Origin of the sequence: Variovorax sp. 22077 (assembly GCF_052044195.1) — a bacterium.
GTDB lineage: Bacteria > Pseudomonadota > Gammaproteobacteria > Burkholderiales > Burkholderiaceae_C > Variovorax > Variovorax atrisoli.
Map to the genome: position 1 here is coordinate 231,917 of NZ_JBQEQC010000003.1, position 12,907 is coordinate 244,823.

Annotated in this window: 14 protein-coding genes and 1 tRNA gene; 10 read left to right on the plus strand and 5 right to left on the minus strand. The window is 70.0% G+C overall.

The window, feature by feature from the left end:
• Positions 1-26: 26 nt before the first annotated feature.
• The 3 genes from ACTJLF_RS05620 to rbsD are packed head-to-tail and all read left to right on the plus strand — an operon-like array spanning position 27 to position 2,490.
• On the plus strand, positions 27-1,124 hold the full coding sequence (locus ACTJLF_RS05620; protein ID WP_019656290.1) for a LacI family DNA-binding transcriptional regulator: 1,098 nt from the start codon (positions 27-29) through the stop codon (positions 1,122-1,124).
• Complete coding sequence (rbsK, locus tag ACTJLF_RS05625; RefSeq protein ID WP_019656291.1) at positions 1,121-2,098, plus strand: ribokinase; 978 nt, start codon at positions 1,121-1,123, stop codon at positions 2,096-2,098. Before ACTJLF_RS05620 ends, rbsK begins: the two co-directional genes overlap by 4 nt.
• Entirely contained in the window at positions 2,095-2,490 is a 396-nt protein-coding gene (rbsD, locus tag ACTJLF_RS05630; RefSeq protein WP_354425509.1) for a D-ribose pyranase, read from the plus strand. Before rbsK ends, rbsD begins: the two co-directional genes overlap by 4 nt.
• Positions 2,491-2,607: 117 nt before the next feature.
• Here rbsD and ACTJLF_RS05635 read toward each other — a convergent pair whose 3' ends face one another.
• Entirely contained in the window at positions 2,608-3,489 is an 882-nt protein-coding gene (locus ACTJLF_RS05635) for an MOSC domain-containing protein (RefSeq protein WP_019656293.1), read from the minus strand.
• A gap of 194 nt (positions 3,490-3,683) precedes the next feature.
• On the opposite strand from ACTJLF_RS05635, the gene ACTJLF_RS05640 reads away from it, so the two are divergent.
• From ACTJLF_RS05640 to ACTJLF_RS05650, 3 genes are read left to right on the plus strand one after another with little or no spacing between them, the layout of a single operon-like run.
• Positions 3,684-4,811, plus strand: a complete 1,128-nt coding sequence (locus ACTJLF_RS05640) for an FAD-dependent monooxygenase (RefSeq protein ID WP_416492061.1) — start codon at positions 3,684-3,686, stop codon at positions 4,809-4,811.
• 56 nt (positions 4,812-4,867) lie between these two features.
• Positions 4,868-5,590 carry a DsbC family protein gene (locus ACTJLF_RS05645; protein ID WP_019656295.1) on the plus strand — a complete coding sequence of 241 codons (723 nt, stop codon included), beginning with the start codon at positions 4,868-4,870 and terminating at the stop codon, positions 5,588-5,590.
• On the plus strand, positions 5,590-7,419 hold the full coding sequence (locus tag ACTJLF_RS05650) for a M61 family metallopeptidase (protein ID WP_440882655.1): 1,830 nt from the start codon (positions 5,590-5,592) through the stop codon (positions 7,417-7,419). The genes ACTJLF_RS05645 and ACTJLF_RS05650 overlap by 1 nt, the downstream gene beginning before the upstream one ends.
• A 7-nt stretch (positions 7,420-7,426) precedes the next feature.
• Here ACTJLF_RS05650 and ACTJLF_RS05655 read toward each other — a convergent pair whose 3' ends face one another.
• Together ACTJLF_RS05655 and ACTJLF_RS05660 are read right to left on the minus strand one after the other, a co-directional pair.
• Complete coding sequence (locus ACTJLF_RS05655) at positions 7,427-8,014, minus strand: DUF2325 domain-containing protein (protein ID WP_354411871.1); 588 nt, start codon at positions 8,012-8,014, stop codon at positions 7,427-7,429.
• 66 nt (positions 8,015-8,080) lie between these two features.
• A complete protein-coding gene (locus ACTJLF_RS05660; protein WP_440882656.1) occupies positions 8,081-8,416 on the minus strand; it encodes an SMR family transporter in 336 nt (111 codons plus the stop codon).
• A gap of 106 nt (positions 8,417-8,522) precedes the next feature.
• Here ACTJLF_RS05660 and ACTJLF_RS05665 point away from each other — a divergent pair, with 106 nt between their 5' ends.
• Positions 8,523-9,302: an enoyl-CoA hydratase gene (locus ACTJLF_RS05665; RefSeq protein WP_019656299.1), complete on the plus strand. Its 780-nt coding sequence runs from the start codon at positions 8,523-8,525 to the stop codon at positions 9,300-9,302.
• Between the two features lie 15 nt (positions 9,303-9,317).
• Here ACTJLF_RS05665 and ACTJLF_RS05670 read toward each other — a convergent pair whose 3' ends face one another.
• Entirely contained in the window at positions 9,318-10,709 is a 1,392-nt protein-coding gene (locus ACTJLF_RS05670; RefSeq protein WP_440882657.1) for a hypothetical protein, read from the minus strand.
• Entirely contained in the window at positions 10,706-11,374 is a 669-nt protein-coding gene (locus ACTJLF_RS05675; protein WP_440882658.1) for a sigma-70 family RNA polymerase sigma factor, read from the minus strand. Before ACTJLF_RS05675 ends, ACTJLF_RS05670 begins: the two co-directional genes overlap by 4 nt.
• A gap of 222 nt (positions 11,375-11,596) precedes the next feature.
• Here ACTJLF_RS05675 and ACTJLF_RS05680 point away from each other — a divergent pair.
• The 3 genes from ACTJLF_RS05680 to ACTJLF_RS05690 all read left to right on the plus strand — a co-directional run bounded on the left by ACTJLF_RS05680 (position 11,597) and on the right by ACTJLF_RS05690 (position 12,898).
• Positions 11,597-11,673, plus strand: a tRNA-Met gene (locus tag ACTJLF_RS05680).
• An 82-nt stretch (positions 11,674-11,755) separates the two neighbouring features.
• On the plus strand, positions 11,756-12,157 hold the full coding sequence (locus ACTJLF_RS05685) for a DUF2946 family protein (protein WP_354325535.1): 402 nt from the start codon (positions 11,756-11,758) through the stop codon (positions 12,155-12,157).
• Between the two features lie 126 nt (positions 12,158-12,283).
• On the plus strand, positions 12,284-12,898 hold the full coding sequence (locus ACTJLF_RS05690; protein ID WP_019656303.1) for an SCO family protein: 615 nt from the start codon (positions 12,284-12,286) through the stop codon (positions 12,896-12,898).
• The last annotated feature ends 9 nt before the right edge of the window (positions 12,899-12,907 follow it).

The window sequence follows — 12,907 nt, forward strand, 5'->3', positions numbered from 1 at the left end:
CGTCCATCCAGCAACAGGAAAGAACCATGGCCACCATCAAGGACGTCGCGCTGAAGGCGGAGGTGTCGGTCACCACCGTCTCGCATGTGGTCAACGACACGCGCCACGTGAGCGCCAAGGTGCGCGAGCGGGTGGAACTCGCCATCCGCGAGCTGGGCTACGTGCCCAACGCGATGGCGCGCAGCCTCAAGAGCAACACCACATCGACGCTGGGCATGCTCATTCCCAACAGCTCGAACCCCTACTTCGCCGAGATCGTGCGGATCGTGGAAGACCGCTGCTTCGGCGCCGGCTACACGCTGGTGCTGTGCAACACCGACGACGAGCCCCGGCGCCAGAGCGTCTACCTGCAGGTGCTGGCCGAGCGCCGCATCGACGGGCTGATCGTGGTGTCGACCGGCGAGAGCGGCGACGACGACCTGGCGAAGCAGCTCAACGGGCTGCGCGTGCCGACCGTGCTGGTCGACCGCGAGATCGCCAACCCCGTCTGCGACCTGGTCGAGACCGCCCACATGCAAGGCGGCCTGCTCGCCGTGCGGCACCTGCTGTCGCTGGGCCACAAGCGCATCGCCTGCATCGGCGGCCCGGTGGGCGTGATGCCCAGCGAGCAGCGCATCGAGGGCTGGCGCATGGCGCTGGCCGAGGCCGGTGCCGCGCCCGGCATCGCCAGCACCGATTCGCTGCTGTGGCGCGGCGGCTTCACCAGCCAGGGCGGCTACGAGGCGATGCACGCCATCCTGCGCACCGAGCAGAAGCCCTCGGCCGTGTTCGTCTGCAACGACCTGATGGCCATCGGCGCCTTGCGCGCCGCGCACGAGAGCGGCGTGCGGGTGCCCGACGAGCTCTCGATCGTCGGCTTCGACGACATCGAGCTCTCGGCCTACACCAGCCCCGCGCTCACCACCGTCGCGCAGCCCAAGGAGCGCATCGGCGCGCTGGCGGTCGACATGCTGCTGGAGCGCGTGGGCGGCAAGCGCCGCGATGCGCGCAAGGTGGTGCTGCAGCCCGAGCTGTGCGTGCGCGCCTCGACCGCGCGCCACGCGAGCTTCCGCGAAGCCCCCGCTCCCGCACCGGCGGCCGCCGGAACGCCCTCCCCGCAAACCCGAAAGTCCCGCACCTCGTGAGCCTGAAGCCTTCTTCCAGCAGCAGCACCGATGGCCGTGCCGCGGCACCGCGCATCGTGGTGTTCGGCAGCCTCAACATGGACCTGGTCGTGCGCGTGCCGCACGCGCCGGCCGCGGGCGAGACCCTGCTGGGCCATTCGATCGCCGACATTCCCGGCGGCAAGGGCGCCAACCAGGCGGTGAGCTGCGCGCGCGAAGGCGGCAGCGTCCGGATGATCGGCTGCGTCGGCGACGACGCGCACGGCAAGGCCCTGCGCGATTCGCTGGAGCGCGACGGCATCGACACCGCCTCCCTGCGCACCGTTGCGGGCGAGCCCACTGGCACCGCGCTGATCCTGGTGGAAGACAGCGGGCAGAACCGCATCGTGATGATCCCCGGCGCCAACGCCCGGCTGGAGGCCGACGAGGCCACGCTGAAACAGCAGGTGCAGGGCGCCGCCTTCCTGGTGGCGCAATTCGAGACGCCGCTGGACCAGGTCGCGCGCGCCATCGCGGTGGCGCACGAGGCGGGCTGCAAGGTGCTGCTGAACCCTTCGCCGGTGCAGGCCATCGCCGAGCCGCTGTGGCCGAAGATCGACACGCTGGTGGTCAACGAGATCGAGGCGCAGACGCTGTGCGGCCAGTCCGCCGACAGCCCCGAAGAGGCGGCACGGGCCGGCCAGGCGCTGCGCGCCAGGGGCATCGCGCGCGTGGTCGTCACGCTGGGCGCGCGCGGCGCGGTGGCCATCGATGCCGACGGCGCACGCCACCATCCCGCGCCGCAGGTGCAGGCGGTCGACACCACGGCCGCCGGCGACACCTTCCTGGGCGCGCTCGCCGTCGCGCTGGGCGAAGGCCAGGGCTTCGACGAGGCCGTGCGCCTGGGCATCCGCGCCGCGGCGCTGTGCATCCAGCAGCCCGGCGCCCAGCCCTCCATCCCGCAGCGCGACGCCGTGCTGCGCAGCCCCATGCCCCCCGACTGGATCAAGCTTTGAAACGCACCGCCCTGCTGCACGCCGAACTCTCCCACGTGATCGCCTCGCTGGGCCACGGCGACATGCTCGTGCTCGGCGACGCCGGCCTGCCCATTCCCGACGGCCCGCGCCGCATCGACCTTGCCGTGGCACGCGGCGTGCCGACGCTCGGCGAGGTGCTGCAGGCGGTGCTCTCGGAGATGCAGGTGGAAGGCATCGTGATCGCCGAGGAGGCCCTGGCCGGCGATGAGAAGAAGCTGCCGGGCTGGTACCCGCAGTCGCTGGGCATCGAGCCCCAGACCGTGTCGCACGAGGAATTCAAGCGTTGCACCGTGAAGGCCCGCGCCATGGTGCGCACCGGCGAGTGCACGCCCTACGCGAACATCATCCTCGTCGCCGGAGTGAAGTTCTGACGCCCCCCCGGGCTTGCCCACTTCGCGTGGCCGCACACCCCCTTGCAAGCGGGCAATACCTGCGGCCCGGCAAAGCCGGTTCCGCTGTATTCCTGAAACAGGCAGAGCCTGTGCCGGCTATTCGAAGCGGTAATTCGCGCCCACCTGCTGCCCCACCTTGAGAGTGTGCTCCACGCCCTGGATCACGATGCAGTTCATGCCGAAGGTGATGCCGCCGTCCACGCGCGCGTCGGCGCGGTAGGTGCGCAGCGTGTTGCCGACTTCGGGGCTGCTCAGCGCGGTGGCCGGGTCGATGTCGGGGATCGGGCAGCGCGTGCAGGGCTTGACGGGGCGCAGTTCGGCCTCGCCCTCGCCGGTGGTGATGTGCAGCGCCTCGACGCGGTCCTCGTCATGCGACTCGATGCCCGCGAGCACGATGTTCGGGCGGAAGCGCTCGATGCCCACGGGCCCATGGCCCTGCGCCGCGAGGCGGTCGTTGAGCTCGGCCAGCGAGCCTTCGCTCGCCACCAGCAGCGCGTAGCCGTCGGCGAACTGCGTCTGCGCCTCGACGCCGTCGGTCCACTTCATGCTCGACAGGCGCCTGTGCTCGGGGTCGAAGCGCACCAGGCGCAGGGTCTGCGGCTTGCCGGGCTCGGAGAGGAAGTCGCTGAACCACTGCGCGGCGATGTCGCCCATGTCGTAGGCAGCCACCTCGTCCTTCCACACGCGCACCCGCACCGGCTTCTCGACCCGGTCGAAGGCCAGGTGCAGCGCCAGCATGCCGGGCGCGCGCAACACCACCTCGGTGTGCTTCATCTGCGGCTTGATCAGCGCCATGCGCGGCAGCTGCCGCTGGGTGACGAACTCGCCCTGCGCATCGACCACCATCCAGGCACGGTCGAACTCCAGCCCCGTCTCGGTCAGCAGCATCTCGGGAAGCTCGACGCCGGCGCAGGATTTCACTGGGTAGACGAACAGGCGCGAGATGGTGGCCTGGAGATCGAAGGCGGGCTGGGACACGGTGGGGTTTCCTTGAAATTCGGCCGCGATTGTCCCGCAGCTCCCGAAGAATCCCCGCCCCCTTCCAGGGATACCACGGAACCGGCTCTGCCGGGCCGCTGGTATCGCCCCCGCGAGGGGGTTGGCGAAGCGACACGAAGTGCGCGAAGCCTGGGGGCGGACCTGATCCTTGGCGTAATCCATACAATCCCTCGATGGCCCTCCCTCCAGAAGTTTGCATTCGCGGCGCCGGCATCGTCGGCCGTACGCTGGCCCTGCTGCTCGCCCGCGAGCGGGTCCGCGTCGCGCTGGTGGTGCCGCCGGCCGCGCAGGGCAAGGAAGACATCCGCGCCTACGCGCTCAATTCCGCCTCCCGCGCGCTGCTCGAATCGCTGCGCGCCTGGCCCGATGCGGCCCACGCCACGGCCGTGCGCGAAATGCTGGTGCATGGCGACGAAGGCGGCCGGGTGCAGTTCAGCGCCGCGCGCCAGAAGGTCGAGGCGCTGGCCTGGATCGTCGACGTGCCCGCGCTCGAAAAGCAGCTGGCCGACGCGGTGCGCTTCCAGCCCCAGATCGAAGTGGTGAACGAGCCCGTGGCCGCGCCGCTGACCGTGGTGTGCGAAGGCAAGTCCAGCACTACGCGCGAAGCTCTCGGCGTGAGCTACGAGGTCACGCGCTATCCGCAGCACGCGATCGCGGCGCGGCTGGAAGCCGCCCAGTCGCACGACGGCATCGCACGCCAGTGGTTCAACGACAAGGGCGAGGTGCTCGCGCTGCTGCCGCTGGACGGCACGCACGGCAAGACGGTCGCGCTGGTGTGGTCGGCCGACCAGCTGCGCGCACCGGACCTGCTCGCCCAGGGCGACGAGGAGTTCGCCGCCGCGGTCACCGAAGCCAGCCACAACGCGCTCGGCGCGCTCCGGCTCACCAGCGAGCGCGCCGCCTGGCCGCTGGCCCGCGCCATCGCCGACCGCTGGACCGGCACCATGCCCGGGCAGCCCGGCCGCTCCTGGGCGCTGGCGGGGGACGCGGCCCACACGGTGCATCCGCTGGCCGGCCAGGGCCTGAACCTGGGCCTGGCCGACGCGGCCGAACTGGCCGACGTGATCAAGAACCGCGACTACTGGCGCAGCGTGGGCGACGCGCGCCTGCTGCGCCGCTACGAACGCGCCCGCCGCGCCGACGTGCTGCAGATGAGCCTGGCGACCGACGGGCTGCAGCAGCTCTTCGCGCACAACCTGGGCCCGCTGCAGGCGCTGCGCAACTGGGGCATGCGCGGCTTCGACCGCACGCGCCTCGTCAAGCACTGGATCACCGCGCAGGCCATGGGCCTGAAGGCCTGAGGCCCATCTCCTCAGACGACATCCGACCGAACTCCGACCGAACCAACGGACACCCGATGACATTCGTACGCAACCTTCTCCTCGCCGCCTGCACGCTCGGCGCGGTCGTGGCCGCCACCGCAGGCGAGGCCGAGATCCGCAAGAACCTGCCGGCGCGCATTCCGCAGTTCCCGGCCATCGACGAGGTGTCGAAGTCGCCGATCCCGGGCGTGTACGAAGTACGCGTGAACGGCTCGCAGATCTTCTACACCGACGAGCAGGGCAACTACCTCTTCCAGGGCAACCTGATCGACGTGAAGGCGCGCAAGAACCTCACCGAGGAGCGCGTCGAGAAGCTCAGCGCCGTCGCCTTCGACCAGCTGCCGCTGAAGGACTCGATCAAGATCGTGCGCGGCAACGGCAAGCGCAAGCTCGCGGTGTTCGAGGACCCGAACTGCGGCTACTGCAAGCGCTTCGAGAAGGACATGAAGACGGTCGACAACGTCACCGTGTACCTGTTCCTCTACCCGGTGCTGGGCCCCGATTCGAACGTCAAGTCGCGCGACATCTGGTGCAGCAAGGACAAGGGCAAGGCCTGGAGCGACTGGATGGAGTCGAGCACCCGCCCGGCCACCGCGCCCGCGAGCTGCGACGTGACCGCGCTGCAGCGCAACGTCGACTTCGGCCGCAAGTACAACATCACCGGCACGCCCACGCTGATCTTCAGCGACGGCACGCGCACGCCGGGTGCCATTCCCGCGGAGCAGGTCGAGAAGCAACTCGCCGCGTCGTCCAGCTGATGGCGACGAAGGCCTCAGCGCAGCACGCGGCAGGCGTGCACTACCGCCTCGAATGCGCCGACCCGCACGCGCATCTGTTCGGCGTCACCCTCACCATCGACGCGCCTGCCGCGCAGCAGCGCGTGTCGCTGCCGGTGTGGATTCCGGGCAGCTACCTGATTCGCGAGTTCGCCAAGAACCTGCAGGGCCTGCGTGCCACGCAGGGCCGCCGCAAGCCGGCGCTGACGCAGCTCGACAAGTGCAGCTGGCTCGTCGAATGCACGCCCGGCCAGCCCCTGGTGCTGAACTACCAGGTCTGCGCCTACGACAACTCGGTGCGCACCGCCTGGCTGGACGCAGAACGCGGCTTCTTCAACGGCACCAGCGTGTGCCTGCGCGTCGAAGGGCAGACCGAATCGTCGCATGCGATGGAGATCGTCGCGCCCGCGCACGTCGGCGACGACAGCGCGCGCTGGTCGTGCGCCACCGCGCTCGTGCCGCTGAAGGCCGACAGGCACGGCTTCGGCAGCTACATCGCGTCGGGCTATGACGAGCTGGCCGACAGCCCCGTGGAGATGGGCGCCTTCTGGAGCGCCGACTTCGAGGCCTGCGGCGTGCCGCACCGCTTCGTGGTGGCCGGCGCTGCGGCTTCCTTCGACGGCGACCGGCTCATCGCCGACACCAAGGCCATCTGCGAGGCCGAGATGCGCTTCTGGCACGGCGACAAGGTCGGCAAGCGCGGCGGCCCGAAGCCGCCGATCGACCGCTACGTGTTCATGCTCAACGTGGTCGACGACGGCTACGGCGGCCTCGAGCACCGGCATTCCACCGCGCTGATCTGCAACCGCCGCGACCTGCCGCAGCGCGGCGACAAGAAGAGGCAGCCCGAGGGCTACACCACGCTGCTGGGCCTCATCAGCCACGAGTATTTCCACACCTGGAACGTCAAGCGCATGCGGCCGGCCGAGTTCGCGCGCTACGACTACAGCCAGGAGAACTACACGCAGCTGCTGTGGTTCTTCGAGGGCTTCACCAGCTACTACGACGACCTGCTGCTGCGGCGCGCCGGTCGCATCGACGACGCGGCCTACCTGCGCCTGCTCAACAAGACCATCAACCAGGTCGTGCAGACGCCGGGCAGGCTCGTGCAGCCGGTGGCCGACGCGAGCTTCGATGCCTGGGTCAAGTACTACCGGCAGGACGAGCAGACGCCCAACAGCACGGTGAGCTACTACACCAAGGGCGCGCTGGTGGCGCTGTGCCTCGACCTCACGCTGCGCCACGAAGGCAAGGGCACGCTCGACGACGTGATGCGCCACCTGTGGAAGCACAGCGAGGGCGGGCCGATCAGCGAGCAGGACATCGCGGCGGCGCTCGAAGCCGTGGGCGGCCGCTCGTACAAGGCCGAGCTGGCGCGCTGGGTGCACTCGACCGAGGAGCTTCCGCTGGCACTGCTGCTGCGCTCGCATGGCGTCGCCACACTGGAAGACCCCTCGCAGCCGGCACAGGCGTTGGGCCTGCGCGTGGCCGAGGCCAACGGCGGCGTGCAGGTGAAGGTGGTGCTGCGCGGCGGTGCTGCCGAGAAAGCCGGCTTCTCCGCGAACGACGAGTGGATCGGCATCGAACTGCCCGCCTCCGGCAGGAAGAGCCAGCAGCGGCCGGCCCAGGCCTGGCGCATCGCCAAGCTCGACGACCTGGCGCTCTACCTGGGCGATGCGACGAAGTGCACCGCCATCGTGGCGCGCGACCGCAAGCTCATCAGGCTGCCGCTCGTGCTGCCCACCGGCGCGACCACCTGGCGGCTGTTCTCGCACGATGCCGCCAAGGTGACGGGCTGGCTGGCCGGCTAGCCGGCAGCTAGGCGCTTTCCGCCGTCTTCGGGTGGCGCACGAACATCATCGGCTGGGGCTCCCCCACCAGCACGCAGGGCTTGCCGGTGCGCCGGCAGTGGTCCTGCACGCGCCAGTAGGCGCCGTGGCTGACGCAGCCGGTCTGGCAGATCACGAGATCGGCCGCGCGCAGGCTGGCTTCGAGCGCGGCGTCGTCGGCATCGTCGGCGCCGTCGTGATGCAGGTAGCGGCCGCCGGCGATCTCCACCAGCTGGCGCGCGAGCGACGACGGCGCCTCCTGCTCTTGGCCCACGCACAGCACCGCCTTCTCGCGCAGGTCGGCCGGCGCAGGCGTGCCGGACGGCTTCAGGTGCCGCCTGCCGCCAGGCGCCAGCAGCGCGTGCAGCCGCTTCGGCAGCGCGCTGCCGGCCAGGGCGCGCGCCGCGAGTTCCTCGCGCACGATGGCGACCGCCGAATCCCGCGCCACCAGGGCACCGCGCAGCCGCACGATCTGCGCTTCGAGCCTTTCGATGAGGGCGGCCTGCTCGACCAGCAGGCGCGAGCAGCGCTCCTGCACCCGGGCATAGGCCCGCAGCAACACGGCATGTTCTTGCATCGGGAACTCCATGGCGGGCATTCTAGATGAGAGCAATTCTCAATTGGAGCACTCGACCCTTGCCTCTCAATGGGCAACCGACTTCGAGAACACATTCACTACCACCACGCCCGCGATGATCAGCCCGAGCCCGGCGATCGCAGGCGCGTCGAGCTTCTGGCCGAACCACAGCCAGCTCACCAGCGAGATCAGCACGATGCCCACGCCGGACCAGATCGCGTAGGCGATGCCCGTGGGCACGGTGCGCAGCGTCAGCGAGAGGAAGTAGAACGCGACCGCGTAGCCCGCCACCGCAGCCAGCGCGGGCCACAGCCGCGTGAAGCCCTTGGAGCCCTTGAGGAAACTGGTGGCGACGACCTCGGCCACGATGGCGACGAACAGGAAGGCGTAGTTGGAGTTCATGGCGGCCACTCTATGGGAACCGGCAATGCCCCGCGCCCCCGCCGGCCATGCTGGGTATAGTGAAGCGCGTTTTTCCCTCCTCTTTCCCGTTCCCCCCGGAGACACCATGAGCTACGAAAACATCGAAGTGCGGACCGAAGCAGGCAAGGTCGGCATCATCACCCTCAACCGCCCCAAGGCCCTGAACGCGCTGAACGACGCGCTCATGACCGAGCTGGGCCAGGCCCTGAAGGCCTTCGATGCCGACGACGCCATCGGCTGCATCATCCTCACGGGCAGCGAGCGCGCCTTCGCGGCCGGCGCCGACATCGCGGCGATGGCCAAGTACAGCTTCATCGACACCTACAAGGGCGACTACATCACGCGCAACTGGGAAACCATCCGCTCGATCCGCAAGCCCGTGATCGGCGCGGTGGCCGGCTTCGCGCTGGGCGGCGGCTGCGAGCTGGCGATGATGTGCGACTTCATCATCGCGGCCGACAACGCCAAGTTCGGCCAGCCAGAGATCAAGATCGGCGTGATCCCCGGCGCCGGCGGCACGCAGCGCCTGCCGCGCGCGGTGGGCAAGAGCAAGGCCATGGACATGGTGCTCACGGCACGCATGATGGACGCGGCCGAAGCCGAGCGCGCCGGCCTCGTCAGCCGCGTGGTGCCCTTCGAGAAACTCGCCGACGAGGCGCTGGGCGCGGCGCTGGTGATCTGCGGCTTCTCGCAGATCTCGGTGATCGCGGCCAAGGAGTCGGTCAACCGCGCCTTCGAGAGCGGCCTGAGCGACGGCGTGATGTTCGAGCGCCGCCTGTTCCACGCGCTGTTCGCCACGCAGGACCAGAAGGAAGGCATGGACGCCTTCCTGACCAAGCGCCAGCCCGACTTCAAGAACGCCTGACGCCGGCCGATCCGGTCAGCGCGTCGACAGCAGCGAACGCAGCGCGTCGAGCGCCTGGGCCGGCGGCGTGCCGACCAGCGCGGCGCCGCCGGGCTGCGGCGTCCAGCGCACCTGGTCGCCGGCGATCTCCAGCACCGCGACCAGCGCCTTGCCCCGATAGAGCTCGAGCCGCGCCTCCACCGGTGCGGCCAGCGGCTCGTCGGGCGCGGTGGCCGAACGCGCGACGGTGCCGACCAGCGCCGCCAAGCCTTCGACGTCGCCGCGCTCGCGGCGCACGCTCTCGCCGTTGCGCGTAAAGCCCAGGGAAGTCCATCGATCCAGCGCCGAGAAAGGCGCAGCGCTTCTGGGCGCAATGGCCTTGGCTGCCGACGGTGCCGGTGCGGATGGGCGCACCGCGCCGGAGGCAGTTGCGTCGGCGTGGTCCTGACGGGCGAGCGCGGGCGCGGAATCCTGGAGCGGTTCGCGATACGCCTGCGCCGCGCCAGGTGCGGGCGCAGGAACGACGGTCGCCGGCGGCAATGCCGGGGCGGCTGCCGCAGGCGCCCCCGCCGCGTAGGCACGGCGCCGCTGTTCGCCCTCCACCTGCGCCTCCCGACGCTCATCGCGCGCGAGCGGCGCGGGCAGCGGTGCCGGTTCAGCCCGCTCGGCCACGGCCGGAGGCGGCGGAGCCGGTGCGATCGATGCGAACGGAGCGGGTGGCGCGACAGGTGCCGGAGCAGCCGGAACAACCGGAGCGCTAGGCGCAGCAGGCGTCGCTTGCAGCAGTGGAGGCGCCGGCTCGGCTTTGCGTGCGGCATCCGCGTTCGCCGTATTGGCGGCCTCCTTGGGCGCCCTTTTGGCGGACGAGTCTGCCGACTCGCGCGCAATCCTGGCGCGCTGTTCCGATTCGGGCGTACGTGCTGCGGGCGTTCTTGCGGGAGCCGGTGCCGCTGCGGCGGGCGCTGCCTGTGTCTCTGCCTGCGCCGCGGCAGCCTCTGCTGGAGGCTGGGCCGGCTTCGGTGCTGCCGGTGCTGCCGGTGCTGGCAGCGCTGCAGGTGCTTGTGCCGGCGCAGCCGCTCCCCCCACGCGCGCCTCGCCATCGAGCTGCGCGTCCGGCACGGGCTCCTTGTGCCAGAGCACCGTCACGAAAGCCGCAACCAGCACGGTGGCGAAGGCGGCGTTCCACGGCATGCGCGCATGCGGTTCGCCGCCGCCGAAGAGGCGGCGCCACCAGGGCGCGGCACTGGCGTTGTTGGCTGCCGCGCCTGCATCGACGGGAGCAGCGGCCAGGTTGTGCGCCATCTTCAGGATCGCCTCGCGCGTGCGCGGATGCGGCGTGGCCTCGCTGTCCGGCGCGTGGTCGAGCGCGCGGCGCAGCGCCGGGTCGTGCAGGTCGTCGAAGTTGGAGTTGTCGTTGCCGCCGCTCATGCCCGCTTCTCCAGCACCGACAGGTAGCGCTCCATGCAGCCGCGAAGTTTCTGCAGTCCGTAGCGCAGCCTGCTGCGCACGGTCTCGAAGCCGATCTCCAGGCTCGTGGCCAGCGCCTCGACGGTGAGGCCGTCTTCATGGTGCAGCAGAAAGGCGGCGCGCTGCTCGGCCGGAAGTTCGTCCAGGCAGGCGAGCAGGCGGCGGCCCGCGGCGCGCCAGAACGCGAGTTCCTCGGCCGAAGGATGCGAGGCTGCATCGGCCGCTGCGCCGCGCACGCCGTGCTCGAGCGTGGGCACGGGGCTGTCGTCGTCGTCCGCGTGCGATTCGAGCACCACTTCGCGCCCGCTCACGCGCAGGCGGTCCATCGCCAGGTTGTGCGCGATGGTGAAGGCCCAGGTGCGCCATGCCGCGCCCTGCGGCGAGAAGCTCTCGCGCGCGGAGATGATCCGCACCCAGGTGTCCTGGAACACCTCGTCGGCCTGCGCCGCGAGCCGCGCGCCGAGCAGACGCTTGACGAAGCGGAACAGCCCGCCCTCGTGGCGCGCGTAGAGCACGTCGAACGCGGCGGCGTCGCCCTGCGCGTAGGCCAGCATCAACTGATCGTCGGGCATGGCGTCTCGCTCGGGGGCGTTCTTGGCTGAAGGGGCGCGGGGGAGCGCGGACATCGGAGGATTTTCACCCGAGCTTGTACGGGCCAAGAGGCGCATCGGGGTTCGGGACGGGAAAAACACGACGAGCAGCATCGTCGGCCACCTGCACCACAGGCGGCGGACCGAAAGCCTTGCGCGGAGGATCTAGCGGAAGAATTGGGCCGGTTGCCTTCGGGTGGTTGAGCGGCCGCAAAAGTCTGGGCTATAATCGCAGGCTCGGTGAGCAACTCACTGAAAGGCTCTTTAGCTCAGTCGGTTAGAGCGATGGAATCATAATCCACAGGTCCGCGGTTCGAGTCCGTGAAGAGCCACCAAAACAACCGAAAAAGCCTTGCAGGTCAACGACTTGCAAGGCTTTTTTCTTTGCGGCGCGGCACTGGCCGATAATCCCCGGAGATGCCTGCGACGCCTTTCCGCTTCCTGCCCAGCCGCCCCGGCTTGGCATTGCCGCGGCCGGGTGTGGGCCTGGTCCGCCTGGCGCTGCTGTGGTTCGCGCTCTCGCTGGGCGTGGCCATGGCCTCACCGCTCGTGCATCCGCAGACGGTGGAGCTGGTCTGCTCCAACGCCGGGTCGGTCAAGGCCATCATCCATGGCGACGACGGCGTACAGGAGATGGGCGCGGGCCACATGGACTGCCCGCTGTGCGTGCTCAGCGGTGCCCCGCCCGCGACCACGCCCACCGTCGAATTGCCGGCGTTCGCGCCGCTGGCCCGTGTGGTGCGGCCGGTTCCGTCGGCGCACATTGCGGCGGCCGCCACCGCGCCACTGCCGGCCCGCGGGCCTCCCTCGCTCGTCTGAGGCTTCTTCCCCAGTCTTCGCGCGCGTGATGCCGGCCTCCCGACGAGGCCCGTCTCTCATACGCCGCGCGCGTTCCTGCAACGAATCCATCGGCGCCTCCTGCAGGCGCCGGAGCGAGTCCATCCAATGACCAGAAACGAATCCCACCCTCCGACGCGGCGGCGCCTGCTGCTCTGCGCGGGCGGCCTCGCAGCCGTCGCGAGCCTTGCGGGCTGCGACAGGCTGCTGCCCGAGCGCTTCAACGGCGTCGACATCACCGGCGCCAACTACGCGCAGGACTTCCGCCTGACCGACGCCGACGGCCGCGAGCGCACGCTGGCCGACTTCAAGGGCAAGGCCGTGATGATGTTCTTCGGCTTCACCCAGTGCCCCGACGTCTGCCCCACCGCCCTCGTGCGCGCGGCAGAGATCAGGAAGATGCTCGGCGCCGACGGCGATCGCCTGCAGGTGATCTTCGTCACCGTCGACCCCGAGCGCGATTCGCCCGTCGTGCTCAAGGCCTACACCCAGGCCTTCGACCCGAGCTTCATCGGCCTGTACGGCGACATGCAGCGCACCAGCCAGACGGCGAAGGACTTCAAGGTGTTCTATCGGAAGGTGCCCACCGGCTCCTCCTACACCATGGACCATTCGGCCTTCAGCTATGTGTTCGACCCCAAGGGCAAGATCCGCATCGTGCTGCGCCACGAGCAGAGCGCGCAGGAATGCGCCGACGACCTGCGCAGGCTCCTGCGGGCCTGACTTCCATCA

What these genes read in the sequence shown, in the direction of transcription:
- ACTJLF_RS05650 (WP_440882655.1), top strand. Translation starts at nt 5,590, where the DNA reads ATGGCGACGAAGGCCTCAGCGCAGCACGCGGCAGGCGTGCACTACCGC.
- ACTJLF_RS05645 (WP_019656295.1), top strand. Translation starts at nt 4,868, where the DNA reads ATGACATTCGTACGCAACCTTCTCCTCGCCGCCTGCACGCTCGGCGCG.
- ACTJLF_RS05655 (WP_354411871.1), bottom strand. Translation starts at nt 8,014, where the DNA reads ATGCAAGAACATGCCGTGTTGCTGCGGGCCTATGCCCGGGTGCAGGAG.
- ACTJLF_RS05690 (WP_019656303.1), top strand. Translation starts at nt 12,284, where the DNA reads ATGACCAGAAACGAATCCCACCCTCCGACGCGGCGGCGCCTGCTGCTC.
- ACTJLF_RS05665 (WP_019656299.1), top strand. Translation starts at nt 8,523, where the DNA reads ATGAGCTACGAAAACATCGAAGTGCGGACCGAAGCAGGCAAGGTCGGC.
- ACTJLF_RS05620 (WP_019656290.1), top strand. Translation starts at nt 27, where the DNA reads ATGGCCACCATCAAGGACGTCGCGCTGAAGGCGGAGGTGTCGGTCACC.
- ACTJLF_RS05685 (WP_354325535.1), top strand. Translation starts at nt 11,756, where the DNA reads ATGCCTGCGACGCCTTTCCGCTTCCTGCCCAGCCGCCCCGGCTTGGCA.
- ACTJLF_RS05640 (WP_416492061.1), top strand. Translation starts at nt 3,684, where the DNA reads ATGGCCCTCCCTCCAGAAGTTTGCATTCGCGGCGCCGGCATCGTCGGC.
- ACTJLF_RS05675 (WP_440882658.1), bottom strand. Translation starts at nt 11,374, where the DNA reads ATGTCCGCGCTCCCCCGCGCCCCTTCAGCCAAGAACGCCCCCGAGCGA.
- ACTJLF_RS05660 (WP_440882656.1), bottom strand. Translation starts at nt 8,416, where the DNA reads ATGAACTCCAACTACGCCTTCCTGTTCGTCGCCATCGTGGCCGAGGTC.
- ACTJLF_RS05670 (WP_440882657.1), bottom strand. Translation starts at nt 10,709, where the DNA reads ATGAGCGGCGGCAACGACAACTCCAACTTCGACGACCTGCACGACCCG.